Origin of the sequence: Pseudomonas sp. YeP6b (genome assembly GCF_025642995.1) — a bacterium.
GTDB lineage: Bacteria > Pseudomonadota > Gammaproteobacteria > Pseudomonadales > Pseudomonadaceae > Aquipseudomonas.
Genome location: NZ_CP080090.1, coordinates 1,559,445 through 1,583,644, shown reverse-complemented (window position 1 = coordinate 1,583,644; position 24,200 = coordinate 1,559,445). Strand labels below are relative to the sequence as shown.

At 60.0% G+C, this 24,200-nt stretch carries 22 protein-coding genes; 6 read left to right on the top strand and 16 right to left on the bottom strand.

Features of this window, described 5'->3' with window-relative positions:
* Positions 1–7: 7 nt before the first annotated feature.
* The 10 genes from KZH41_RS07095 to KZH41_RS07050 all read right to left on the bottom strand — a co-directional run bounded on the left by KZH41_RS07095 (position 8) and on the right by KZH41_RS07050 (position 8,579).
* On the bottom strand, positions 8–502 hold the full coding sequence (locus KZH41_RS07095; protein ID WP_263274583.1) for a fimbrial protein: 495 nt from the start codon (positions 500–502) through the stop codon (positions 8–10).
* Positions 503–841: 339 nt separating this feature from the next.
* Complete coding sequence (locus tag KZH41_RS07090; RefSeq protein ID WP_263274582.1) at positions 842–1,798, bottom strand: fimbrial protein; 957 nt, start codon at positions 1,796–1,798, stop codon at positions 842–844.
* An 86-nt stretch (positions 1,799–1,884) separates the two neighbouring features.
* Entirely contained in the window at positions 1,885–2,433 is a 549-nt protein-coding gene (locus KZH41_RS07085; protein ID WP_263274581.1) for a fimbrial protein, read from the bottom strand.
* A gap of 11 nt (positions 2,434–2,444) precedes the next feature.
* Positions 2,445–2,924 carry a fimbrial protein gene (locus KZH41_RS07080; RefSeq protein WP_242154614.1) on the bottom strand — a complete coding sequence of 160 codons (480 nt, stop codon included), beginning with the start codon at positions 2,922–2,924 and terminating at the stop codon, positions 2,445–2,447.
* 29 nt (positions 2,925–2,953) lie between these two features.
* Positions 2,954–3,448: a fimbrial protein gene (locus KZH41_RS07075; RefSeq protein ID WP_263274580.1), complete on the bottom strand. Its 495-nt coding sequence runs from the start codon at positions 3,446–3,448 to the stop codon at positions 2,954–2,956.
* Positions 3,449–3,458: 10 nt separating this feature from the next.
* Complete coding sequence (locus KZH41_RS07070) at positions 3,459–4,031, bottom strand: fimbrial protein (protein ID WP_263274579.1); 573 nt, start codon at positions 4,029–4,031, stop codon at positions 3,459–3,461.
* 21 nt (positions 4,032–4,052) lie between these two features.
* Complete coding sequence (locus tag KZH41_RS07065; RefSeq protein WP_094950941.1) at positions 4,053–4,814, bottom strand: fimbria/pilus periplasmic chaperone; 762 nt, start codon at positions 4,812–4,814, stop codon at positions 4,053–4,055.
* On the bottom strand, positions 4,811–7,438 hold the full coding sequence (locus KZH41_RS07060) for an outer membrane usher protein (protein WP_263274578.1): 2,628 nt from the start codon (positions 7,436–7,438) through the stop codon (positions 4,811–4,813). Before KZH41_RS07060 ends, KZH41_RS07065 begins: the two co-directional genes overlap by 4 nt.
* A gap of 19 nt (positions 7,439–7,457) precedes the next feature.
* Positions 7,458–8,018 (bottom strand): fimbrial protein, encoded by a 561-nt coding sequence (locus KZH41_RS07055; RefSeq protein WP_094950942.1) that lies wholly within the window; start codon positions 8,016–8,018, stop codon positions 7,458–7,460.
* A gap of 51 nt (positions 8,019–8,069) precedes the next feature.
* On the bottom strand, positions 8,070–8,579 hold the full coding sequence (locus KZH41_RS07050) for a fimbrial protein (protein WP_256589255.1): 510 nt from the start codon (positions 8,577–8,579) through the stop codon (positions 8,070–8,072).
* Positions 8,580–9,117: 538 nt separating this feature from the next.
* Here KZH41_RS07050 and KZH41_RS07045 point away from each other — a divergent pair.
* Together KZH41_RS07045 and KZH41_RS07040 are read left to right on the top strand one after the other, a co-directional pair.
* Positions 9,118–9,639 (top strand): PadR family transcriptional regulator, encoded by a 522-nt coding sequence (locus tag KZH41_RS07045; protein WP_094950944.1) that lies wholly within the window; start codon positions 9,118–9,120, stop codon positions 9,637–9,639.
* Positions 9,636–10,403 carry a siderophore-interacting protein gene (locus KZH41_RS07040; RefSeq protein WP_094950945.1) on the top strand — a complete coding sequence of 256 codons (768 nt, stop codon included), beginning with the start codon at positions 9,636–9,638 and terminating at the stop codon, positions 10,401–10,403. Before KZH41_RS07045 ends, KZH41_RS07040 begins: the two co-directional genes overlap by 4 nt.
* 123 nt (positions 10,404–10,526) lie before the next feature.
* Here the strand turns inward: KZH41_RS07040 and KZH41_RS07035 are convergent, their stop codons facing one another.
* Positions 10,527–11,153 (bottom strand): Pr6Pr family membrane protein, encoded by a 627-nt coding sequence (locus KZH41_RS07035; RefSeq protein ID WP_242154610.1) that lies wholly within the window; start codon positions 11,151–11,153, stop codon positions 10,527–10,529.
* Positions 11,154–11,157: 4 nt separating this feature from the next.
* Positions 11,158–11,391 carry a VF530 family DNA-binding protein gene (locus tag KZH41_RS07030; RefSeq protein ID WP_048720273.1) on the bottom strand — a complete coding sequence of 78 codons (234 nt, stop codon included), beginning with the start codon at positions 11,389–11,391 and terminating at the stop codon, positions 11,158–11,160.
* A 324-nt stretch (positions 11,392–11,715) separates the two neighbouring features.
* Between KZH41_RS07030 and KZH41_RS07025 the strand changes: the two genes are divergently transcribed.
* The 4 genes from KZH41_RS07025 to KZH41_RS07010 all read left to right on the top strand — a co-directional run bounded on the left by KZH41_RS07025 (position 11,716) and on the right by KZH41_RS07010 (position 19,209).
* Positions 11,716–13,734, top strand: coding sequence for a TonB-dependent receptor (locus KZH41_RS07025; protein WP_263274577.1), 2,019 nt, complete (start codon positions 11,716–11,718; stop codon positions 13,732–13,734).
* 548 nt (positions 13,735–14,282) lie between these two features.
* The gene (locus tag KZH41_RS07020; protein ID WP_242154606.1) at positions 14,283–16,700 is read left to right on the top strand and encodes a glucose/quinate/shikimate family membrane-bound PQQ-dependent dehydrogenase; all 2,418 of its coding nucleotides are present in this window, start codon (positions 14,283–14,285) and stop codon (positions 16,698–16,700) included.
* Positions 16,701–16,919: 219 nt separating this feature from the next.
* Positions 16,920–17,765 (top strand): 2OG-Fe(II) oxygenase, encoded by an 846-nt coding sequence (locus KZH41_RS07015; protein ID WP_094952988.1) that lies wholly within the window; start codon positions 16,920–16,922, stop codon positions 17,763–17,765.
* A gap of 34 nt (positions 17,766–17,799) precedes the next feature.
* A complete protein-coding gene (locus tag KZH41_RS07010; RefSeq protein WP_263274576.1) occupies positions 17,800–19,209 on the top strand; it encodes a pyridoxal phosphate-dependent decarboxylase family protein in 1,410 nt (469 codons plus the stop codon).
* A gap of 7 nt (positions 19,210–19,216) precedes the next feature.
* Here KZH41_RS07010 and KZH41_RS07005 read toward each other — a convergent pair whose 3' ends face one another.
* The 4 genes from KZH41_RS07005 to KZH41_RS06990 all read right to left on the bottom strand — a co-directional run bounded on the left by KZH41_RS07005 (position 19,217) and on the right by KZH41_RS06990 (position 24,200).
* Positions 19,217–21,553, bottom strand: a complete 2,337-nt coding sequence (locus tag KZH41_RS07005; protein WP_094952990.1) for a putative bifunctional diguanylate cyclase/phosphodiesterase — start codon at positions 21,551–21,553, stop codon at positions 19,217–19,219.
* A gap of 207 nt (positions 21,554–21,760) precedes the next feature.
* Entirely contained in the window at positions 21,761–22,936 is a 1,176-nt protein-coding gene (locus KZH41_RS07000; protein ID WP_094952991.1) for an ABC transporter substrate-binding protein, read from the bottom strand.
* Entirely contained in the window at positions 22,933–23,907 is a 975-nt protein-coding gene (locus tag KZH41_RS06995) for a CobW family GTP-binding protein (RefSeq protein WP_094952992.1), read from the bottom strand. Before KZH41_RS06995 ends, KZH41_RS07000 begins: the two co-directional genes overlap by 4 nt.
* On the bottom strand, positions 23,904–24,200 hold the full coding sequence (locus KZH41_RS06990) for a hypothetical protein (protein ID WP_094952993.1): 297 nt from the start codon (positions 24,198–24,200) through the stop codon (positions 23,904–23,906). The genes KZH41_RS06995 and KZH41_RS06990 overlap by 4 nt, the downstream gene beginning before the upstream one ends.

The window sequence follows — 24,200 nt, the reverse complement described above, 5'->3', positions numbered from 1 at the left end:
CCGGTGATCAAGGCGTGACCGTGCGTGGGTTGTTATCGAAGATCACGGTAGCCACCGCGGTAAACCGGCCGGTCTGCGCAGCGGTTGGCTTGTCGGCCCTGATCGTCATGGTTCTCTGCAGCCCTGGGTTGGACTCCTCGTCTGCGGCCACTTCCTTAGGTGTGCCATCCAGCGCCACGGTGCCCAGGGAGATGGTCAGTGGGATGGATTGGGTGCCGTTGGTGAGTGACGCAGGGCCGTCCTGCAGGTAAGCGTCAATCGAGCCCCCCGTGTTTTTCAGCGCGTACACCGTCGACAGCTGGCTCAGTTCGCTGGTCACGGTGTTGAAGGTCATGACCTCGTCGCGACCAAAGTTAGGGTCCAGGGGCTGGGCATGGAACTGCTGAGTCGGAATATCGGCTCGGATGTTGATGAGCGTACTGGCGTCGTTGGCGGCCATAACAGCTGTAGACCCCAATACCGCAACAGCCAGAGGAAGAGAGAGAGCGAACGTCTTGAACATGGTCATTACCCTTTATTAGCGATGCGTTGAGAGGCTGCAAGTTGACACCCAGGAAAACTTGCAGCGCAGGGAGATCATCGCCTAATTAAAAAGGTAAACATGCAAGCCACGTCCTTATCGCGCGTGGCTTTTGATCACTATTAACTTACGAAAAAGATGGCATTTTGACCAAACTTTAAAAGCAACTGTAAGAAGCAGACTACATGCAGGCAAACGAGAATATTTTACTGCGGGATGTCACTGCAAGAATAAGCGCACAACCCGCTCTAAAACAATAACTACCCACCGTTAACAGGGCACAACGTTATACCTGCTTTAAACCTGAATAATGAATCTAGTTCATGGCACGCCCATCACCAGTACACCGCTGCCACTGATGGCGCCAGGCGTCGGCAAGGACCCCGCTCGCCGAACCAGAGAAAACGTCACATCGTCCCCACCCACGCTGTTGGTGATGCGCGTCAGGAACGAGCCGCCGACTTGAACGGCACTGCCCGCACGGACCATGGCTGTGCCCACGTCAGCATTGGTCATCCGCAGCAGGCGGTTGTCGAACGACGATGGGGTGCCTTTGTAAGTGATGGTGATCGGCGTAGTAATCCCGCCGTCCGGGCAGGCATAGGTAAGCCTGCGGTCGCTGCGGATGGAGGTTGTCAGCGGATCGCTGCCGATGGCTCGCTGGTGTACGTCACCGAAGTTGATCTCGATGGGGTTGTTGTTATTGATCGTGCAGGTTGATGGCGAGACGGTGAAGTTGTTGGCGGCAGTGTACGTCACCGTAAGATCCGCCGAGGCTCCGTTGTAGTTGTTGGTGGCGGTGAGGCGCAACAGCCCGAGGGTGTCGCCGATTCGAACATCGATCGGAGTGGACGGATTGTTACGCATCAGAATATAGGGCGTGATATTGATCGGGTAAGCGGCCCCATTGTTGGGAATCGTGACCACCCGTATACCCGTCTGAACCGGGGTGTTGAGGAAAGCACCATTGATTCGCAAACCGGTCCTTTCGCTGCCAAATTTTGGCCCGGCCGTCCAAGGGGCGCCTGCGCGACTCCCCGTCGCCCAATAGTCCTGGCCCCCAACGGGGCCCTGGTTAAGGCTGTATCGACATTCCAGCCTTGCCCCTTCCAGCATGATCCGAGTGCGATCTGCGGTCAGGGTAACCGTGACAGGCACCCGCTGGTTGGGATTGCCCGTCTCCCAGGGGCCGCCATTAACTCGACAATCAACCGCCTGTGCGGTCGTCGCCGCGCCTGATAGAACCAGAAGCACAGTGGCTCCATAGAGTCGTTTCATTTTGATCTCTCGTTGCTCACCCACCCAGACACCGCCCCACGAACATTCGGTTCGTGCCTTGAGGCTGCCCAGAAGAGAGTTGAGGTTTAGGGATAGTCCAGCGTAAAAGTAGAAGTCACCGTGAACGTCCCATGCCCGATGGTTTCATCCCGGATGGCCTGCGGCTCACCCTGCACATAAGCCTTGAGGTCGATCACATTGTTGCCGTCAATCAATACCTGTTCGTCACTGACGGCATTCAAGGGCAACGGCTTGTTGGCGACGGTCTCCAGGCCCACGCCAATGCCTGAGGCGCCACTGCCACCATCGAGCGCGAACAAGCCGGGCAGCGCGGTGTTTTCCGTGCCGCCAAAGAGGATGGTGACCGTCTTGCCGATGGTGGTGTCGCAGTCCTCCAGGTGCAGCTTGAAACCCTTACCTTGCGTGCGCGTGTTGATGTAGAGGTGCTTGCTGGTCACGTCCCACAGTTCCAGCGTGATGGCTTCGTCGCCCGGCCGGATAGTGCAGGCCTCTTCCACCAGGTTGCCCTTGAAACTCAGATTGTCCGCTGCTTGCCCCTGGGGGGTCAGGCCAACGCTGAGCAGTACGGCCAGCCCGACGCGTGGCCAACCCTTATGAACCCTTTGATATCGCATAGATGTGACTCCTACTCGTATTCCGCCAGCAGCGTGGCCACCGCTGTAAACCTTGCGGGGGTCAGGTTTGCACCGGGCTGTTTGACGGGGACGGCTTCCAATACCGGCGGTGACGACACGGTGATATCCAGTGGCGTATTGAGTAAAAACGGCACGTTGTTCTGAAACAGCCGAATGCCCAGCGCAGGCACGCTGCTCTGCACCGCTGCGCCGTCAAACGTCGTGGCGGTACCGTTGACACTCAACTTCAGTTCCCACGGCAGCGTGGCGGCGCTACAGCTGATGGTGTAGGCAACCGCCCTGCGGTATCGCTCACCGTCGACACGCTTGACCCCCACATCGCCAAAATCCACTTCAATCGTGTTGCCCGCATCAATCGTGCACGGCGGGGGCTCGTTCAACGTACCGCTGAACGTCAGGTTGGCCGACGCACCGCTGCAAAGGCCGATGGAACACAAGGCGAGCAACGCTCGCTGCTGCCAACAGGTCATGGGGCATTTCTCTTCATGGATAATCGACTTCATTGGTAATCGACCACAAGGGTGGCGGCGGCATCAAAAGCCCCGCCCGTCAGCGTGCTGCCAGCCCGTTTGACGGGCACCGCCTGCACGGTTGGGAAGTTTGGGTGAGTAAAATTCACCACTGTGTTCAGCGGCCAATCGGCACCGTTCACGAACAGCTTCACCCCAAGGTCCGGCTTGCGCGTCAACAGCACGTTGCGGTCAAACGAAGCCGCTGTGCCCTTGAGTTCCAGGGTCATCGCGTTGTTGAAGGGCGAATCACAGACGACGGTGTAAGGCACCGCTCGACGGTAATTGACCCCGTCAATCCGTGACGTCAGCAGGTCATTGCCAAACGGCACATCCAGCGTACCGCCGCTGTTAATGACACACGGCGGAGGCGCGATGATGACCGCGCGGATGGTCAGGTTGGTGTCGGCCTGCACACCTTGGCTGGCCGCCCACAGCAGGCCGCCCGCGACAAGAATGGCCCACGAGCCGGTTGACTTAGCCATTGTTCTGCCCTCACTCATAATTGAGCCTGAAATCCACCACGGCCCGAAATGCCCCGCTGGTCAACGGCGCGGAGGTGCGCGTGGGTTGGACATTCCAGGTCTGGGTGCTGCCGCCCAAGGGCAAAAACAGCGGTTGGCCCCTTGAGCCCAGCTGTACATCCCGGCCTAGGGAATCGGTCAAGCGCAGGCCCATCCCGGTGATGCCTTGCACTTTGACCAGCCGTGGGTCATCGGCATCGGCGGGCGCAAAAAACATCACCGACACCACGGGTTGATGGGCACTCCACGTCAGGTTCCCCGTGCGTTCATTACGGATGCCGCCCGCGCTGCGTTGGCAATCGGCAAACCGTAGTTGAAAGACCACCGTTGCGGCCTGATCACCGGGCCGCTGCAGGCGGCTGGTTGATAGAGCGCCCAGGTCAATCGTTTGATGCTGCGAGGTCATCTCCAGGCTGCACGGCATTTCGTGCATGGACCCGCTCACGTTGAGCATTCCATTCATGCCTTCGACATCCTCGGCGTAGGCGCGCCCTGCCAAGGCCAGTAACACACCGCCCAAGAGCTTCACGTTATGCGACTTCATGATTTTCTCCGGCAGCAGGCGCTACTCATTAGGCGCGGATACTTGCGTGTTCACCGTGCACGTACTGTCGGTGCAGGTGAAGGCCATCAACGGGCGTCCGCCGTAGTCATTCACGTAGGCCAGATAAGGTTTGGCGCCGAGAGCCTTGGCCGTTGGGCCCATGGGCAGCGAGCCTTTGGGCGGGATCATCAGCGGCTCAAAGCCGGCCACGGTCTTGCCGTCCTTGGTGCTGCGCGCATCCACCAGGGTCACGTAGTAAGGCGTCGGGTTGTTCACCTGATAACGCTCGCCTTGCAGGGTGAGGGTCAGCTTTTCTTGCCACGGGTTGGACAAGTCTTGCTGGCTGGGCGTAATAGCTTGCGGGCGGTAGAACAACTTGATGCGAGTTTGCAGCGCAATCTGCAGGGTATTGGCCTTATCGCTGCGTGGCGGAATTTCCCTCAGGTTGAAGTAGAAGACCGTCTCTCGGTCCTGCGGTAGCGATTTGGCGGCCGGCAGCGCCTGCACTTTCACCTGGCTTTGTTTGCCCGGCTCCAAGCGTTGCACCGGTGGCAGCACGATCAAGGGTGAGGTAATTTTTTTACCCGCTTCATCCTCAATCCAGCCCTGAGCCAGATACGGCAACTGGGTGTTGTTGTTGGTGATGTTCACGCTGGTGGCGTCTTTGCCACCGTCAAAAATCACCCGGGTGCGGTCCAGGCCAACGGCGGCGTAAGCGCCCTGGCTCAAGCCTAGAACCAGCAGCGCAAAAGCCTGTGCGGTAAGGCGTGTGTTGAGCATCATGAGGATGTGTTCTCCGTGTCGATAGAGTTGCCAGTCAGCGCGGCTGGTTGGGGCAAGGTGGGTTCGGGCAAGGACGGCTCAGCAACGACTCTTTGGCAGTGCAGTTGCAAGGCGTCGGTCAAGCCATCAGCGGGCAAAATGACCGGAAGCGTGAGCCTGCATTGCTCGGCACCGCCCCAACTGACAACCATCTGATCGCCGGCCTGAATGCCGCTGAGGTAGACGTTGCCGCCGTCATTCACAATCCCGGTGTCCTGCTGCTTCAGGTTTTTCACCGTGGCGCCGAAGGGTGGTGAACTGCCATCGCTCAGGCGCAGAACCGCCATGGCCTTCGCACCGGAAATCACCTCCAGCGAGCGGTAACCAATAGCCCCTTCAGTGAGGGTCAGTTGAGTGACGGATTGCGTGGCTTCGACGTTGCTCGGCAGGCTCGCCAAATCAACACTGGCCGCCGTGCGTTGATAGCTGCTGACATCGGCAATGACGGCCTTGCCGAAGGCGTTACTGCGGGTCGGTGTGCCGTAACCGCGCACCGGTACATCGGCCACACCTGCGGTATCGACCATCAGGCGGGTGCCGCCGGTACTGGTGGAACGATGCAACGCGCCCCCGTCAGCCGTGAGCGTGCCGCCGCCGCGAGCCGACATACTCAGGCTGCTGTAATTGCCTTCTTGCTGGCTGACGCTGAGATTGACGTCGGCCTGTTCGCCAACATGGCTCAGATAACCACTGGCGGAGTTGTTGGCGGCTGTGAGTTGGTAGCTGTTGCGCTCATCGATTCGATCGCTGTAGCGCGTTGAAAAACGGTTAGTGCCTGCGCCTCGGTTGGCATCCAGCGACAGTGTGCCGGTAGGCCCCAACGGCAGGCTGACCGTCAGCGACACGCCGTTGTCCTTGTAGTTGTAATCCCGGGTGCGGTACGTGTTCAGGGACAGGCTCATGTTTTTGACCGTGCCCAGATTGAAGTAGCGCGACACCGACAGGTTCCAGCGATGAGTGTCCGGCCGATCCCAATACGTCTGCTTGTTGTAACTGGCGTAGACGGTGGCGCCCAGGTCACGAAACTGCTTGTTGACCGTCACCGTATACTGCGCCTTGCTGCCGCCAATCGGCCTCCAGTTCTCGATGTAGTTACCGTACTGGTCGTACACGCCCTCCCCACGGCGTTCACCGTTCATCCCGTAATGCCGGGCGTCCAGGTACTCACTCATACTCAAGTAGTTTTTTTCGGAGAACCGGTAACCGGCGAAGGTCACTTGGCTGTCGTACTCTTCAAAGTTCTTGGAGTATTGAAGGCGGTAGGATTTACCCGACAGCGTCTGGTTCCACACCTCGGCGCGGGACTGTGTGGCATCCAACGAAATGGCCCCGAACGCCAACAAGTCTCGACCCACCCCAACGGAAAGCGCTCGATAGTTGTTATCGGTGATGCCCCCGCCAAACAGCGACCAGCCATTACTCACGCCCCAGGAGAATTCACCCGTGCCGAAAAAGTCGCCCTCGGCGCCGTACTGGAGATTGGACGGCCGCCCCGTCGCCAGTTTGTAGCGAACGCGACCCGGGCGTGTCAGGTAGGGAACACCGGCCGTATCGACCTGAGAGGTGTGCACCGAACCATCCTGCTCTTCCACCCGCACATCCAGCCTGCCGCTGACGGCGTCATTGAGGTCTTGAATGCGAAAAGGGCCTGCTGCCACCAGGGTTTCATACAACACACGTCCCTGTTGGCTGATAACGACCTTGGCATTGGTCTTGGCCACGCCGACCACTTCCGGGGCGTAGCCGCGCAGGTTAGGTGGCAGCTGGCTTTCATCCGAATTGAGCGCGGCACCGGTAAAGCGGAAGCTGTCGAACAGGTCCGAATACAGGTAATCCTCGCCCACCACCAAGCGCGCTTTGAGCGCTGGAATGGCGCGATAAGCGTAGTAGCGACTCCACTCCAGCCGTTGCGGCCCGGACCCGCCATCGCGTGTTTTTTCGACACGCCCCTGCCAATCGGCACGCAGGCGCCAAGCCCCGGCATTGGCGCCAATTGTGCCGTTACCTGAGAGATTATTACGGTTGCCGTTGTCCCTGCGGTAGCTGGTCAGCGCCGTCAGGTTGTAGTCAACCAACAGCCCCGGCACGCCTTCATCCCAACGCGAGGGCGGGTCCCAATTAATGTCGCTGTATTCAAGGTAGGCTTGGGGCAGGCTGATGCTCAGTGTGGAGGTGGCCAGGTCGCCACTGACCTCCATGCCCGGCAAGCCTTCTGTGTCCAGGCACTCCCCGCCTTTCCACCACGTCAGTTTGTCTGCGTCGGACTCTTTAAGCCCCAACTGCTGCACGAGCGCGGGCGATATACAGGCCTGACTGCCTTTGGGATCATTATCGGGAGGGTAGAACGCCACCGACTGCTCAGAGAGCGCCTGTGAATTAATCTGCACCACCATCGAGTAAGTACCCGGCAGAATAAAACCACTGCGCGCGAACTGGGACAAGTCAATATTGGAGCGATCACTCAGATCAAGAACGTCGGTATTAAACTCGATATCCCCGGCACCCAATGCCGTTCCCGCCAGTGATATCAACCCGCCAAACAAGCTTGGGCGCAGCGTATTTTTAACTTTCGACGTATTCAACATGAAAGCAGTCCATCAATGTTCAAAAGTATTCCAACTTGAACCGCACTGCGGCGCTGTGAGGCCCGGCCGTCAGTGGTGATCCGTTGCCGACCAACCACATCGTGTAGCTAAGCGTCATGTCGCCATCCACCAATGGAACCAACGCCATTGGCACGCCCGGCACACTCTCCTGGCCCAAAGCGTCGGCAATATGCAGCGCCACCCCCTCTGAGTTGCCAAACAGCGCAAAGGATTGCCCGGCTCGGTCCGTCGGTGCGTCAAACGTCACGCGCATATGCTGCCAATCCGGCAGGCTTGCACCGGGGCGCGACGGGTCGGGACGACTCAGTGAGCAATTGACCAAACGCAGCTCGAAGGGATGTACCTCGCCCCTCGCGTTGCGCAACAGCCGGCCGATGGGTTCAGGGGTCATATCGATGGCTTGATCGACACTGGCCAATTCCAGCCCGCAGGCTGAGTCAACGACCTCGCCTCCGAGCGTGACCACACCCTCGCCTTGCGCAGGCGCCTGGGCGAAAGCGCAAGGGCTGAGGAGCAACATCAAGGAAGAGGCAATAGCGAGACTTATGAATGTGTTCACCTTTATCTCCCGCCAAGTTGCCCCCCACCACCGAAGTGGCGGGGGCAAAACTTACTGATAAGCCAAGGTGAAGTTGGTGACTGCGCTGAAACCACCTGGGACGATTGCGCCGGTTGCCGCGCCTTGTACATAGGCACCGAATTCCAACGTGTTATTACCGGTGGAAATGGCCTGCGGGGTGGTCGGTACGCCCAGTTCAATGGCTTTACCGCCATGGCTCATCATGATGCCCACGCCGCCCGCGCCACCCACGGTGCCAATCGCACCCGGAACAGCGCTGGAAGGTGCAGCGGTGAAGGTGGTCGTCACCGTGTTATCGGTGAGGCCAGTCAGGTCGCAGCCTTCAAGTTCGATCAGCACGCGTCGGGCTTCAGACTTGCCGCCCGATTCCAGTTGATGCTTGGCGATCGCACCCAAGTTAACTGTCTGGTCAACAGAGTCAGGCTTGATAGAGCAAGCACCGGAGTGGACCGAACCCAAAAACGTAACCGTTCCATCGGCCGCAAGAGCAACGGAAGTCGAACCCATCAGCAGCCCGATAGACAACAGCGCAGTTTTCATTTTGGTTTTCATTAGCAAGTACTCACACATTGATAAATGTCATAAAAAACCCTGCCGCAATGGTGCGTAGGACTTATTCAGCAAGCGCCGAGCGGTGGTAGTGCCTGATATCAACTCAGCAAACGTTTGGATCACGCTGTGGTGCATGAAGCGTTTCTCCAACTATTTGTATTGCTAATCAGGACCCGTTCGAGGCGAGGCAAGTTTCTATTTCAAACCAGCGGATGTAAGCCGGGTAATTCGCTGAATGGCGTAGCCGGGTTACATCAAGACACATAGGAAAATTATGGCAATGTGCCAAAACTTTAAAACCAGCTGTAAGAATTGAACTACATGAGGATTAATGAGAATTCTTTAGCGTAAGACCCGTATGTAAGAACAGGATTACATGAACTAAAAAACAATAACATTTACTTGGGCAAAGCAACTAACGAAGCACGAGCATGCATGAGCAGCAGCAGACCGTCTGTCAGGAGCCCTTGCGTAGCTCGTAAGATATATCTTACGTTATATCTAGACACACATAGAGGCGCCTACCATGCGAGACCATCCTCACCAGCGCGACGGTTTTGACCCCCGCGCCGGCCGCGGTCGCGGCCCCCGGGTGTTTGCACCCGGTGATTTGAAACTGCTGCTGCCAGCCCTCATCGCCGAACAGCCGTGCCATGGCTATGACTTGATCCGCCAGATCGAAAGCTTGTTCGACGGCGCCTACACCCCAAGCCCCGGCGTGATCTACCCGACCCTGACCTTTCTGGAAGAGAGCGATTTGATCCAGGGCGACGCCGATGGTGGAAAAAAACGTTACACAATCACCGACGCCGGTCGTCTCTTCTTAAGCGAGCAAGCCGTTGCGCTGGACGGTGTGCGCATGCGCATCGACGTGAGCAAGCGCGCGCTGCGGGGCCAGGACCGCCCACCCGAGATCCACGAAGCGGTGCACAACCTGCGCCACGCCTTGCATTCGCACCACGGGCAATGGAGCCCGGAAGAAATCGTTCGTGTCGCGGCGCTGCTCAACGGCACCGCTCAAGCTATTGCCGACGGGAAAAACCAATGAATACGCAAGCTATCCACCGCGTTACCCACGAAATCAAACGGCGTCGCCTGCACGTGCTGCGGGTGGTCGACATCACCCCGCGCATGCGCCGCATCACCTTGGGCGGGCCGGAACTGGCAGGGTTTATCAGCCTGGGCAGCGACGACCACATCAAGTTGCTGTTCCCGCAGAACGCCGCCGAACAGGCCGCACTGCAAAGCCCGACCTTCAACATTAAGGGCGAGGGCCCGCAACCAGCCATGCGCGACTACACGCCACGGCGCTTCGACCTGAGCCTTGGCGAGTTGGACATCGACTTCGTGCTGCACGGCGATGGCCCTGCCTCAACCTGGGCCGAGCAGGTGCAGGTCGGCCAGCACCTGTACATCGGCGGGCCACGCGGCTCGATGATCGTGCCGGATATTTTTGACAGCTACCTGCTGATCGGCGACGAAACCGCCCTGCCCGCCATTGCGCGGCGCCTGGAAGAATTACCGGCGGGCCGTAAGGTGCTGGCAGTGATTGAAATCGCCAATGCGGCGGAACAGCAATCGCTGAAAAGTGCTGCGGATGTGGAGGTGATCTGGGTGATACGCGGCCAGGGCGACCTGCTCGAGACCGTTCGCACACTGACACTGCCGAGCGGTTCGCTGTACAGCTTCGTGGCGACGGAAACCAAGCTGTCGCGCCAAGTGCGGCGTGTGCTGCTGGACACGCATCAGGTCAATGAAGCGTTCCTCAAGGCCGTGGGTTACTGGCGTGCGGAAGGTAGCGAAGAAGAGTAAAGCCGGACTCAAATCAACTGTGGGAGCCGGGCTTGCCCGCGATGCCGACAACTCGGTTTATCTGTTACACCGAGTTGATGCTATCGCAGGCATGCCCGCTCCCACACAAGCTTGCTCCCACATTTAATGTCGGGTTGGCTTCAAGATTTTATCCAGCCCCACCACTGCCAATGCGATCACGATAAACCCCGCCAGAATCCCCCCGGCATTCACAAACACTTGTGGATAACCGAGCGTGTCCACGTCAATGAACGGGTACTGATACTGCCCAAGCAAATGCCCACGCAGTAGCACATAGGCGAAATACACCACGGGGTAAATCACCCAGGCGCCGATGTGCTTGAGGCGCAAAAACCCCTTGGGCACGCACCGCCACCAGTACACGACAAACAGCACCGGCATCACGTCATGGAGCAATTCGTCGGCAATAAATTGAAAGCCTTGGGGGCTCCACAAATGCCGCAGCAGCAGGTTGTAGGCCAGGCTCACCACGATGATGCTTGCGGCAATTGCGCTGCTGACCGGGGGCGCCAGGAAAAATCGTTTTGCCGCTGAATCCCGACTGACCAGCGCATAGCTCAACACCACCACCACCAAGGTGTTGGTCAGCACAGTGAAGAAACTGAAGAAGCTGATCAGCCCGCCCAGCAGGCTGGCGCCTGCGTCCCAGCGCGAATACAGAATCAGGTATTGCTGGATCGCCAACCCCACCCAACCGGCCAGCGCCGACGCCGCGATAAAGCGCTTCATTGGCTCAGTCCAACGGGCGTTTGGTGCGCATCAGCTTGACGTACAGCCCTTCGACTTTCTCCCGCGCCCACGGGGTTTTGCGCAGAAACGTGAGGCTCGACTTGATGCTCGGGTCGCTCTTGAAACAGCGCACATCAATGCGCTCGGCCAGGCCTGCCCATTCGTAATGTTCCACCAGGGTGGTGAGGACGTGCTGCAGGGTCACACCGTGGAGCGGGTCGTTGCTTGTCGCGGTCATGCCGGGCCTTTTGCAAAAAGAGGAAACACAGCCGCGCACCTTAGCCGACGGGGCGTACCGGTGGAAGCACTGCATTAACTGTAGTCGCATGATCATTCCCACGCTCTGGGTGGGAATGCCGCCTGGGACGCTCTGTGTCCCGCCATTCGCGCAAGGATCAAGGCAGGCGTACGGGTAACGCGGAGCGTGGGAATGATCATCAGCAGAAAGTTCCGCTTCACGACCAAAAAGAGATGTTATATTGTAACCATACCTATCAAAAGTAACGTGCCCGATACCGTTTTAAGCCTTCTCTTTTCTGCCGTTTTGCCAAGGAATGTACCGATGTCCCTCTCTTCCCTGTGGCGCTTGACCCCGCTCGCTGCCGCTCTGCTGATCTGCTCTGAAGCCCACGCCCTTGAGCTGCAACCCCAAGTCATCACCGGCAACCCGCTGGGCAGCGAACAACTCGCCTCGCCCACCACGGTGCTGGAAGGCGATGACCTGACCCTGCAACAAAAAGGCAGCCTCGGCGAAACCTTGAACAAGCAGCCGGGTGTGTCGTCTTCGTACTTTGGCCCAGGCGCCAGCCGGCCGATCATTCGTGGCCAGGACGGCGACCGCATTCGCATCCTGCGCAACGGCGTGGGCGCGTTGGATGCGTCGTCGCTGTCCTACGACCACGCGGTGCCGTTGGACCCGGTCAACGTCGAGCGCATTGAGATCGTGCGCGGCCCGGCCGCCCTGCTGTACGGCGGCAGCGCCATCGGCGGCGTGGTCAACACCTTCGATAACCGCATCCCCACCGAAGCCATCGAAGGCATCCACGGTGCCGGTGAATTGCGCTACGGCGGCGCCGACACCACCCGCAGCAGCGCCGGCAAACTGGAGGCCGGCAACGGCACCTTCGCCCTGCACCTGGACGCGAATGCGCGGGAATTCAACGACCTGAAAATCCCTGGCCAGGCGCGTAGCCGCCACGCCCCGCCAACCGACGACGGCCCCGGCAAGAACGGCCGTCTGGGCAACAGCGACGGCCGTCAGGACGGCGGCGCAGTCGGCGGTTCCTACACCTGGGACGACGGTTACGCCGGGCTGTCCTACAGCAACTACGACGCCAACTACGGCTCACCCGCCGAGCAGGATGTGCGCATCCGCATGAAGCAGGATCACTACGCCTTTGCGTCCGAGATCCGCAACCTGCAAGGCCCGTTTACCTCGGTGAAACTCGACGCGGGCTACACCGACTACGAACACCGCGAAATCGAAGGCGGCGAAACCGGCACCGTCTTCAAGAACAAAGGTTATGAGGCCCGCGTTGAAGCGCGCCACCAGCCGATCGGCCCGTTTGACGGCGTGGTCGGCGCACAGGTAACCCGTAACGAGTTCTCGGCCCTGGGCGAAGAAGCCTTCGTACCGCAGACCGACACCAACGCCGGTGCGCTGTTTATCCTCGAAGAAATGCAAGCCACCGAACGCCTGAAACTCAGCCTCGGTGGGCGCCTGGAACACACCAACGTCGACCCGAACGCCAAGGGCAACGAACGGTTCGCCGGTGCCGACAAGTCCAATGACTTCACGGCCGGCAGCCTGTCATCGGGCGCGGTCTACACCCTCACGCCGATCTGGTCCCTGGCCGCGACCCTGGGCTACACCGAGCGCGCACCGACCTTCTACGAGCTGTATGCCAACGGTGCCCACGTTGCCACCGGCACCTACGAGCTGGGCGACGCCAACCTGAAGAAAGAAAAAGCCGTGTCCAGCGACCTGGCGCTGCGCTTTGACAATGGCACCCACAAGGGCAGCTTCGGCGTGTTCTACAGCCGCTTCTCCAATTACATCGGTCTGTTGGGCACCGGTCGTACGCTGAACGACGAAGGTGAGCAAGACGCAGGCGGCATCCCTGAGTACACATACTCCGGCGTGCGTGCACGTTTCGCAGGCTTCGAAGCCCAAGATCACTGGAAACTCGGCGAAGGTGCCTACGGCAAGTTCGCCCTTGAGCTGTCGGGCGATTACACCCGTGCCACCAACCTCGATACCGGCGAAGCCTTGCCACGCATTGCACCGCTGCGCTTGAACAGCGGCTTGCTGTGGGAACTGGACCGCTGGCAGGCGCGGATCGACGTGGAACACGCGGCGGGCCAAGGGCGTGCGCCGGCTAACGAAAGCGGCACCGATGGCTACACCACCTTGGGCGCGAGCGCGGGTTATCGCTTCAATGTCGGCGGCAGCCAGTGGCTGGCATTCGTCAACGGCGAAAACCTGACCAACCAGACCGTGCGCTATGCCAGCTCGATCCTGCGCGACATCGCCCCGGCACCGGGCAGAAGCGTGCAAGTGGGTCTGCGCACCACCTTCTAAGCCCCTGTGAAAGCGGCTTCCGCTGGCAAGTGCAGTTTGTCGTGGCCAGCGGGGCTGTCGTAACGAGCGGGCTTACTGTGGCAAGCCCGCTCGCCACAACAGCCTCCAATGATCGTTCCCACGCTCCGCGTGGGAATGCCGCCTTGGGCGCTCCGCGTCCGCCCTGTAAACCGTGACGCAGAGCGTCACAAGCGGCATTCCCACGCAGAGCGCAGGAAAGATCTGTCGCGCGACGTTCTGTCACTGTTACCAAATCTGAAATGATGCATCTTGCGATTTGTGCTTTCTCTTGGTGCACCAGCCCTTTATCCTTGCGGCAACAAACTGAAACGTTTCACTTCCGCGGTCGACCCCATCTTGCTGAAATTTTCTCTCTTCGAAGACAGCGCTGTCTCTTACCAGCCTGCACCCGGGGATAAATCGCCCGCCTGTGGATAACCCTCTTATCCCCAGAAAAACCGAATTAACGCTGAACCAAGCCCGCGCTGAATCGTCATCTACAGTGAAGCACGGGGTTACATAATTCCAACGTCACGGAGAAACACACTATGAGCACTGATGGTGCTTCAAGTCCAAGCCGCCTGCTGCCCAGGCTGCTAGGCGTCTTGCTGCTGATCATGGGGCTGGCCTTGCTGGCCGGCGGCGTTAAGCTGAGCATGCTTGGCGGTTCGCTGTACTACCTGCTGGCCGGTATCGGTATCGCCCTCACCGGCGTCCTGCTGCTGGCTACCCGCCGCGCTGCGCTGGGCTTGTACGCATTGGTGTTGTTCGCCAGTACCGTGTGGGCACTGTGGGAAGTCGGCCTGGATTGGTGGCAGTTGGTGCCGCGCCTGGCGCTGCTGTTTGCCTTGGGCATCGTCCTGCTGCTGCCGTGGTTTCGCCGTCCGTTGCTGCGTGGCCAACCCGCGCCGCTGGGCACTGGCGCCCTGAGCGTCGCCGTGGTGCTCGCCGGTGCTGCCGCCCTGGCCAGCCAATTCACCAACCCGGGTGAAATGGTCAAGACCGGCCAACTGGACCGCGACGCCGTGCCTGGCATGGCCAGCGCTGCGCCGACCCAGGCCGATGGCGACTGGAACTCCTATGGCCGCTCGGCCTTTGGTGATCGCTACTCACCATTGGCGCAGATCACTCCGCAAAACGCCCACACGCTGGTACCGGCGTGGACCTATCGCACCGGCGACATTCCTGGCCCAGGCGACCCCGGTGAAACCACCGCGGAAAACACCCCGCTGAAAGTCAACGGCATGCTCTACGTGTGCACCCCGCACAGCCAGGTGATTGCCCTGGACCCGGACACCGGCAAAGAAATCTGGCGTTTCGACCCGAAGATCAGCAGCGAAGGCGCCGCGAACTTCAAGGGTTGGGCACACATGACCTGCCGTGGCGTGTCGTATCACGATGACGCTGTGTACGCTTCCGAGCAAAGCCCTACCGGCAGCGCCAGCGCTGCTCCGGTTAGCGCTGTATGCCCAAAACGCATTTTCGTACCGACTGCCGACACCCGTCTGATCGCCCTGGACGCCGACACCGGCAAAATGTGCGAAGACTTCGGTGACAAAGGCCAGGTCGACCTGCGTGCCAACATCGGCAGCTTCGCACCCGGCGGTTACTACTCCACCTCGCCACCGGCCGTGACCAAGAACCTGGTCGTGATCGGCGGTCACGTGACCGACAACGTCTCCACCGACGAGCCGAGCGGCGTGATCCGTGCGTTCGACGTGCACACCGGCAAGCTGGTGTGGAACTGGGACAGCGGCAACCCGGACGACACCACCCCGTTGGCCGAAGGCAAAACCTACACCCGCAACTCGCCGAACATGTGGTCCATGTTCAGCGTTGATGAAAAACTCGGCATGCTCTACCTGCCGATGGGCAACCAAATGCCCGACCAATACGGCGGCGACCGTACCGAAGATTCGGAAAAATACAGCGCCGGCCTGACCGCCCTGGACATCGACAGCGGCCACGTGAAGTGGACCTTCCAGTTCACCCATCACGACCTGTGGGACATGGACGTGGGCGGCCAGCCTTCGCTGATCGACATCAAGACCGCTGACGGCGTCAAGCCAGCCGTCATGGCGTCGACCAAGCAAGGCAGCATCTACGTGCTGGATCGCAGCAACGGCAAGCCGGTGGTGCCGATCAACGAAATCCCTGTACCGCAAGGCGCAGTGGCCGGTGATCACACCTCGCCGACTCAACCGAAGTCCGACCTGAACTTCATGCCGCCGCCGTTGAAAGAACGCGACATGTGGGGCGTAACCCCGTTCGACCAGATGCTGTGCCGGATCGATTTCAAATCCATGCGCTACGACGGTCCGTTCACCCCGCCATCGCTGCAAGGCTCGATCGTTTACCCAGGTAACTTCGGCGTGTTCGACTGGGGCGGCATTTCCGTCGACCCGGTTCGCCAGATTGCTTTCGTGAACCCGAGCTACATGGCGTTCAAATCGAAACTGATCCCGGCCGCCGACATTGCCAAGCAAGGCCCACGCGTCAGCGAAACCGAAGGCGTACAGCCGAACAAAGGCGCGCCGTACGGCGTGATCCTCGAAGCACTGCTGTCGCCTCTGGGCCTGCCGTGCCAGGCACCGGCGTGGGGTTATGTGGCCGCGGTCGATTTGACCAACCACCAAACCATCTGGATGCACAAGAACGGCACCGTGCGTGACAGCTCGCCGGTTCCAATCCCGCTGACCATGGGTGTGCCTAGCCTGGGCGGTACGTTCACCACTGCCGGTGGCGTGGCCTTCCTCAGCGGCACCCTCGACCAGTACCTGCGTGCCTATGACGTGAAAAACGGCAAGCAATTGTGGGAAGGCCGCCTGCCTGCAGGCGCGCAAACCACACCGATGACCTACACCGGCAAGGACGGCAAGCAGTACGTGCTGGTCATGGCCGGCGGTCACGGCTCGCTGGGCACCAAGCAGGGTGACTATGTGATGGCGTTCAAACTGCCGGATTAAGTAGAACCGGCGGTAAAACAAAGGCGGCTACCTGATGGGTAGCCGCCTTTTTTTCGCCCTGAAAAAATAAAAACACATTAACGAGCGGGTCACTGGCCCGTAAAAACTGGCAGTTGAAGAAAAATCCTATCCTCCCTCTGAGCCCTTAAAACTAATTTAATGCGCACGCCCTGCGTAATACAGGTGCGCACAGATAAATTTTAAAGGGAGTTTCTCTACATGATGGACCATACCGCGCTAAACCCAACCCTGTCTAAATCAGCAAAAGTCATAGAACTTAACTATCTCGACACTTCAAGTTTGGAAAAACTTATCAGCGGAGCCGTACTCGCTATTCGAGTCCCCCAGTTTGCGAGCGAGAAAACCAGCGCACAGTTAAGTCACACCCTCGACGAAACCGCCACGCTGGAACAATACAGTCATGAAACCTACGAGAATGGCCGCGTCGTACAGCACTTCTATGGTGTACATCGCTGGGGAACACCGTTCAACTCCACCTACGGCAAGGCCGCAGGCAGTGATGCGCAACACAAATATTATGCTGACGCGGCCCATATGCGCAGCGTGATCGACAGCATCTGTGCCCCAGAAAAGCCGCCCATCCAACTGCTCATGGAACAGCTCCAGGACATCTGGCCGCAAGGCGCAGTAGCCGCTGCGTTTCAAGGCCAACCGATGTTTTGCGGGATTATCCGCGCCATGTTTCCCGAGACGGCGCACCTCTCGGAAAAGGTGCCCCATGTTGATTGCCTGCCCCTCTCAATTGCTGAACTGGAACATCAATTCAGCGCCAATATTTATATTGAAACGCCGCCTGCGGGGGGAGAGTTGGTCATCTGGGATACCGAGGCTTTTGCCTATGACGAGGTGAAGCGTTTCGAGGGCGCTCAACTGCCCGAGCACCGCTTACAAAAGCCACTGCGAATCCAGCCACGAAAGAACGAACTCGTGATCATCAATACCCGCCGCCCCCACGCCATTTGCGGGTTCGATTCGGGAAAACGCATCAGCATGCAGTCGTTTATCGGCTACAACGCTGGCGAGCCGTTTTATTTCTGGTGCTAATACTTTTAACACGCTTGCATATGGACATCTTTTTATGACACCCGAGGAATTCCGTCGCCATGGCTACGCCATGATCGACCTGATCGCAGACTATCGACAAAATATAGAGCAGCGCGGCGTACAACCCACCACGGTACCTGGCGAAATCAAAGCCGCCCTGCCGGTGAGCCCACCTGAAAGCGCCGAACCGTTCGAACACATCATGGGCGATGTGGAAAAACTGATCATGCCCGGGCTGCTGCATTGGCAGCATCCAAGTTTTTTCGGTTTCTTCCCGTCCAATGTGGAGCTGTCCTCAGTGCTGGGCGATTGCCTGAGCACCGGCCTGGGTGTCGTGGGGTTGTCTTGGCAATCAAGCCCGGCGCTCACCGAAATTGAAGAAGTCACCACCGATTGGCTGCGCGACATGATCGGCCTGAGCCGTGAATGGAGCGGTGTGATCCAGGACTCTGCATCCACCTCCACCCTGGTGGCACTCATCAGCGCCAGGGAACGTAGCTCCCAGTACGCACTGATGCATGACGGCCTGCAAACCCGCGGCGCACCGCTGATCGTCTACACCTCCGCCCACGCGCATAGTTCGGTGAACAAGGCGGCCATCCTGGCCGGATTCGGCCAGAACAATATCCGCACGGTAGCCACCGACGAACACAACGCTATGTCGCCGCAGGCATTGGCGCAAGCGATCGAACAGGACCTGGCCGCCGGCAACCGGCCCTGCGTGGTGATTGCCACCACGGGGACCACGGCGGCCATGGCGATCGACCCTCTGGATGCGATTGGCGAACTCACCCAACGCTATGGCGTGTGGCTGCATGTCGACTCGGCCATGGCCGGCGCCGCGATGATCCTGCCGGAGTGCCGGGCACTGTGGAATGGCATCGAAAAAGCGGATTCCCTGGTCCTCAACCCGCACAAATGGCTGGGCGCAGCCTTCGATTGCTCGGTGTACTTTGTTCGCGACCCCGAGCATTTGATTCGCATCATGACCACCAACCCGAGCTACCTGCAGTCCAACGCCGACGGCCAAGTCAGAAACTACCGCGACTGGCGGATTTCCCTGGGCAGCCGCTTCCGCGCCCTGAAGCTGTGGTTCCTGATACGTGAGCAGGGCGTCAGCGGACTGCAAGCGCGGCTACGGCGAGACCTGGCCAATGCACGCTGGCTGGCGGAGCAAATTGAAGGCAGCGAGCACTGGAAGCTGGTGGCCGCGCCCGCCCTGCAAACCTTGTGTATTCGCCATGAACCGCCAGGGTTGAACGGCGAGGCGCTGGATAATCACACGCGTGCCTGGGCAGACAGGCTTAACCAGTCAGGCAGCGCCTACGTCACCCCCGCCATCCTCGACGAACGCTGGATGGTGCGCGTGTCCATCGGCGCTCTGGGCACCGAACGCGCGCATGTCGAAAGGCTATGGGCGTTATTGCAAACCCTGGTGGTTTAAACCGCGGTTAAGTCGGTACGCGCTCACGCCGCATCCACATCTCAAACGCCATGGCAGTCAACGGCCGGCTGATCAGGTAACCCTGGGCCGTGTCGCACTTCCACTGTTTGAGCAGCTTCAGGCTGGGCTCAAATTCCACGCCTTCGGCCACCACCTTGAGCCCCAGGTTGTGGCTCATTTCGATGGTCGAACGCACGATCACGCCGTCACCGCTGGCGCTGTCGAGGTTGCGGATGAAGGACTGGTCGATCTTCAATTCCTGCACCGGCAAACGCTGCAATTGCGCCAGGGATGAATAGCCGGTGCCGAAGTCATCCACCGACAGGCTGATGCCACAGCCGCGCAGTTGCTCCAGCACGCTGAGGGCCTGCTGCGGGTTGTGCATGATCGCACTTTCGGTGATCTCGAAGATCAACTGCTCGGCCAATACGTTGTATTGCACCAGCAACGCGGTGACGCGAATGGCCAGGTCATCATCGCCCAGATCGTCCACCGAAATATTCACCGAGAGCTGCATGTGCAAACCACGCTGTGCCCAATCAGCGATTTGCCGGATCGCCTCCTCGATCACCCACAAGGTCAAGCCACCCATGCTGCCGGTGCGCTCGGCCAAGGGAATGAATTCGGTAGGGGACACCTGGCCCAGGGTTGGGTGCTGCCAACGCAGCAAGGCTTCGGCCTGGTGCACATGGCCATGGTTGAGGTCGAGTTTGGGCTGGTAGCACAGGAACAATTCGCCTTCGATGGCGGCGCGGCGCAGGTCGCGGATCAAGGTGATCTGGCGTTGGTGCGCCAGGTCGCGGTCCTGCTGGTAGATCTGCAGATGCCCGGGCAGGCTCGCCGCATCATGCCGGGCGATCGCGGCGCGGCTGATCAGCTCTTCCACCTGCTGGCCGTCGGTGGGGTATGCGGCAATGCCGATGCTGACTTCATGACGCACTTCGTCATGCCCGATGCGCTGGGGTTCGGTGAGCAGCCCATACAAGCGGTCGGCGCGGGCCACGGCACGGTCGATCTCGGTATTTTCCAGCAACAGCAGAAACTCACTGCCGGCAATGCGCGCGGCGGTGTCGCTGGCCAGCAGGCTCATGGACAGGCATCGGCTGGCTTCACGGAGCATTTCCTCTACACCCTGGGGGCCGAAGCCTTCGTTGATCACCCGGTAGTTTTCAATCCCCAGGTACAGCAACACCACGGGCCGCCGCGCACTGATCGCACTGCCCAGGCGTTCCATGGCCAGGGCGCGATTGGGCAAGCCGGTGAGCGGGTCATGCAGGGCGTTATGCGCCAGTTGGCGCTCGCGCACGGCAATACCGCTTTGCATGGCATTGAAGGCGCGGGCGAGCAAACCGAATTCATCGTGGCTGCGCACCCGCACCGGCGTGCGGTAGTCACCGGCGCCAATGCGTTCGGCGGCCTCGACCAAGGCGTTGAGCGGGCGCGATACGCGGCGCGCGAGCAGCAACGCCGCCGCCAGCGACACCAACAGCACCGCCAGGGCGATCCCGAGGAACTGCCGGTCCAGCGGCGCAAAGGACTCCAGCGCATGGTCGAGCGGGCTTTGCAGCAACACGCGTACCTCATCACCATCGCCGGTGTTGGCCAACGGCAGCACCTGGCTGAGCACACGCTGCCCATAAAACACGGAGATCTGGGCTTCAGGGTTCAGGTGTGCTTCGCGCAGCGTACTGATGACGGTGGTCTGGTAGGCCTCGGGCTGGGTACTGAACAGCTCGCCCGCGCGGCCGTCCTGCACGCTGAGGAACGACACTTCAAGGTTGCTCATGGAGCGCAGCTCATTGGCGAACAACTTGCCCATGGGGAAACCCATGACCACGCGAGCGATGGGCTCGGGGTCGAGCACTTCATCCTGCACCAGCAAATACGGTTGCCCGTCCAAGGCGACGATGAGCATCTGCTGGCCACTGCGCCGCGCATGGCGCAAAGCCTCCTCATAGGGAAACGACTGGCCGTAGGTCAGTACGGGTAAGGTGCTGACGATCACCTTGCCATCCAGGCTCAACACAAATACCTCACTGGAGTGCAGGCCCGTGCCATGGCGACGCAGCGCCGCCTGAATCGATTCGGTCTTGCCCTCGATCACCGCTTGCTTGAAGGGCCCGTCGACAGTCAGCCAGTCCAACCCGTATTGCAGGCGCCGCCCGCGCAGGTCCAGCAGGCGCTCGAACACTTGGCTGCCGGTCGTGAGTTGCACCTGTGCCTGGTTTTCTACCGCGCGAGTAGTGGCGGCCTTGACCGCAAAATAGGTGGCGGCCATAACCACCAGCAGCAATAGCGCCAACACCCCGGCTATGCGGGTTTGGAAGGTGTGGCGCCACTGCATTGCCGTGCCCTCCGGCAGCGTTCGCCGTTCTTTGCCAATCCGTCCCTTTGTCATACGTGTTCCTGGCGACTGCTGCCCTGGCGTCAAAAAAACATCTATTTTTATTGGATATTTTGTTTTAGCAGATTAGCTGGGACTTGGGATAAGTACACCCAACAAAGACAGGAACATCATCGTCAGTCTATTGACGCCATGGCACTCATTGATCTAAGCGGTGCGCGCCCGCATGAAGTCCCCCCACCGGCGCACCAGATAATTGTGCTCATCCATCACCGAGTTCCACACCGCAATGTGCCCCATGCGTTGCGCATAGGAACCCCCATCGCGCACATCGCCGACATCAATCAACGGCAAACCATCACTGCCCAACAACTCCTCCCGGGCAGGCTTGCCAGCATACCAATAATCCCACTCGGCACTGCTCAAATGATCGCGCGTACGCGCCGGGTTGCCGATGTAATAGCCCTGGCGCGCCATGACCGCCCCAGGCCAGCCGGACAACCACCAATTCAGATAAGCGTAAGCCGCATCCAACACCGAGCCCTGGGCATGGCGTGACAACGACAACCCGCCAAACCAAGCCCGATAGCCTTCGCGGGGCACCGCCAGCCGGTACTTCACCCCGGCACGGTGCAAACGCATCAAGGTCGGCGACCACAGGCTCTGGATATCGATGCTGGGGCTGAGCATCAACTGCGCCGCCTCTTCATCGTCCGACCAGAACGCCGCAAAGTGCCCTCCCTTCTGCTTGCGCACCAGGATGTCGGCGAGCACATCGATCTCTTCGATGCTCATATTGCCGATGTCCTTGAACTGCGCCAGCCCCGCGCCTTGCACTGCCAACGCGGCGTCCAGGGCGCCAATCGCGGCATCACTTTGCAACGCGGTGCGTGCACGCCAGGCCGGGTCAAGCAGCCAGCCCCAGCTTTCATTGCCGTGGCTGAAGCCTTCGGGCAAACGTTCGGGGCGGTAGGCAAAACTGTCAGCGTTGTGGGTCAGCGGCAGCATGCTGATGCGATCGGTCACGGTGCTGCCGAGGCTGCCGTCGTGCTGCACGAACAGGCGCTCACTGGGCACGCTGCCGCTGCCCAAGCGATCGTTGGCCGACAAGCGACCGCGCTTGGGCAGGTCGTTGATCTCATGCCACAGCGCGATTCGCCGCGTGTCGATGGGCTGGATCGCGCGCGCCGGCCACACGAAGTCGACGTTGTGGAACCACTGGTCGTACAGGTCGTAGCTGTCGGGCTGCATCACCGCGATGCGCTGGGCCTGCGCAACGTCGTGTACCTGGTACACCAGGCGAATACCCAATTCCTGTTCGGCGCGCACGCGCAAACATTCCAGCAAGGTTACGGAGGTACCGAGCACGCGTAACGTGATCATGCGGCAAACCGTCGGGAGAACACTTCAAAGGAACGCCGCAACAGCGCCGGGTCGAGGCCACGCAGGATAAACACCAGCCGCGATTGGCGGTCGGTGCCCGGCCACGCGGGCAAGTGCACCGGGGCATGCAGGCAATGCTGCACGCCATGAATGACGATAGGGGCCGAGCTTGCGTTCACGTTGAGCAGTCCTTTGACGCGAAGGATTCGTTCGCCGTGGCATCTTAGCAGCATCGACAACCACACCCCGAAGCCAACCCAGTCCAGCGGCTGGTCGAAGCTCAGGCAGCACACTTGCGCCGCGCCGTGGGTGGCGGTGGTGGTTTGGTGCAATTGCCAACGGCTGACTTCAACAGCCGGTTCGGCGCTGCGCAACCCTTCGCCGAGCAGCAGTTGGTCGCCGCTGTGAACCTCATGGGTATTGAGGATCGGCGTACCGGCGTTGAGTGCCTGCAAGTGCGCGCGCAGTGCATCACAGTCGCCGGCCAGGTCGGTCTTGCTCAGCAACAGGCGGTCTGCAGCGGCGACCTGGGCCAGCCATTCCGGGTGCAGGCGTTCTTGCAGGGTAGCGTGGCTGGCGTCGACCAACGTAATCACCAGGCCAATATGGAAACGCCCACGCAGCTGCACGTCGTTGTTCAGCGTGGCGAGGATTGGCGCCGGATCAGCCAGGCCGGTGGTCTCAAGAATCACCCGTTTGAACGCCGGAATTTCGCCGCGCTCACGCCGTTGTAGCAAGCCGAGCAACGCGTCTTTCAGCTCGCCACGGATCGAGCAACAGACACAGCCGCTGGGCAGCAGCACGGTGTCCGGCGCCACTTCTTCCACCAGCAGATGGTCGATGCCGACATCGCCGAATTCGTTGATCAGCAACGCGGTGTCGCCAAGGCTTTCGCCTTGTAGCAGACGCTTGAGCAAGGTGGTTTTGCCGCTGCCGAGGAAACCGGTGATGACATTGAGGGCGATGCTCATGATGACTCCAAGTGATCAAGCAAGCGCGGATCCAGCGGGTCCAGCGGGCGCCCGAGCATGTTTTCAGCCGCCTGCCACAGTTGATCCAGGCCACTCGCCAGTTCTTGCTTGCCGGTGGCGCCCAACAGCAGGTACGACGCGCCCTGGAAGTCTTCGACCTTGAGCCGGAACACCGCCAGCACTTGGTTGATCGCAGCGATCCGGCGCAAGCGTTCGCGGCGCCGTGGCAGTTCATCACCTAAGGGGTCGCTCCAGTGCAGGTCTTCACCGAGCAAGCCGCAGAGTCCGCACAT

Bases quoted from the DNA above. Each gene is read 5' to 3' on its own strand.
- KZH41_RS07095 (WP_263274583.1), bottom strand. From the start codon at position 502: ATGTTCAAGACGTTCGCTCTCTCTCTTCCTCTGGCTGTTGCGGTATTG.
- KZH41_RS07090 (WP_263274582.1), bottom strand. From the start codon at position 1,798: ATGAAACGACTCTATGGAGCCACTGTGCTTCTGGTTCTATCAGGCGCG.
- KZH41_RS07085 (WP_263274581.1), bottom strand. From the start codon at position 2,433: ATGCGATATCAAAGGGTTCATAAGGGTTGGCCACGCGTCGGGCTGGCC.
- KZH41_RS07080 (WP_242154614.1), bottom strand. From the start codon at position 2,924: ATGACCTGTTGGCAGCAGCGAGCGTTGCTCGCCTTGTGTTCCATCGGC.
- KZH41_RS07075 (WP_263274580.1), bottom strand. From the start codon at position 3,448: ATGGCTAAGTCAACCGGCTCGTGGGCCATTCTTGTCGCGGGCGGCCTG.
- KZH41_RS07070 (WP_263274579.1), bottom strand. From the start codon at position 4,031: ATGAAGTCGCATAACGTGAAGCTCTTGGGCGGTGTGTTACTGGCCTTG.
- KZH41_RS07065 (WP_094950941.1), bottom strand. From the start codon at position 4,814: ATGATGCTCAACACACGCCTTACCGCACAGGCTTTTGCGCTGCTGGTT.
- KZH41_RS07060 (WP_263274578.1), bottom strand. From the start codon at position 7,438: ATGTTGAATACGTCGAAAGTTAAAAATACGCTGCGCCCAAGCTTGTTT.
- KZH41_RS07050 (WP_256589255.1), bottom strand. From the start codon at position 8,579: ATGAAAACTGCGCTGTTGTCTATCGGGCTGCTGATGGGTTCGACTTCC.
- KZH41_RS07045 (WP_094950944.1), top strand. From the start codon at position 9,118: ATGCGAGACCATCCTCACCAGCGCGACGGTTTTGACCCCCGCGCCGGC.
- KZH41_RS07040 (WP_094950945.1), top strand. From the start codon at position 9,636: ATGAATACGCAAGCTATCCACCGCGTTACCCACGAAATCAAACGGCGT.
- KZH41_RS07035 (WP_242154610.1), bottom strand. From the start codon at position 11,153: ATGAAGCGCTTTATCGCGGCGTCGGCGCTGGCCGGTTGGGTGGGGTTG.
- KZH41_RS07030 (WP_048720273.1), bottom strand. From the start codon at position 11,391: ATGACCGCGACAAGCAACGACCCGCTCCACGGTGTGACCCTGCAGCAC.
- KZH41_RS07025 (WP_263274577.1), top strand. From the start codon at position 11,716: ATGTCCCTCTCTTCCCTGTGGCGCTTGACCCCGCTCGCTGCCGCTCTG.
- KZH41_RS07020 (WP_242154606.1), top strand. From the start codon at position 14,283: ATGAGCACTGATGGTGCTTCAAGTCCAAGCCGCCTGCTGCCCAGGCTG.
- KZH41_RS07015 (WP_094952988.1), top strand. From the start codon at position 16,920: ATGATGGACCATACCGCGCTAAACCCAACCCTGTCTAAATCAGCAAAA.
- KZH41_RS07010 (WP_263274576.1), top strand. From the start codon at position 17,800: ATGACACCCGAGGAATTCCGTCGCCATGGCTACGCCATGATCGACCTG.
- KZH41_RS07005 (WP_094952990.1), bottom strand. From the start codon at position 21,553: ATGCAGTGGCGCCACACCTTCCAAACCCGCATAGCCGGGGTGTTGGCG.
- KZH41_RS07000 (WP_094952991.1), bottom strand. From the start codon at position 22,936: ATGATCACGTTACGCGTGCTCGGTACCTCCGTAACCTTGCTGGAATGT.
- KZH41_RS06995 (WP_094952992.1), bottom strand. From the start codon at position 23,907: ATGAGCATCGCCCTCAATGTCATCACCGGTTTCCTCGGCAGCGGCAAA.
- KZH41_RS06990 (WP_094952993.1), bottom strand. From the start codon at position 24,200: ATGTGCGGACTCTGCGGCTTGCTCGGTGAAGACCTGCACTGGAGCGAC.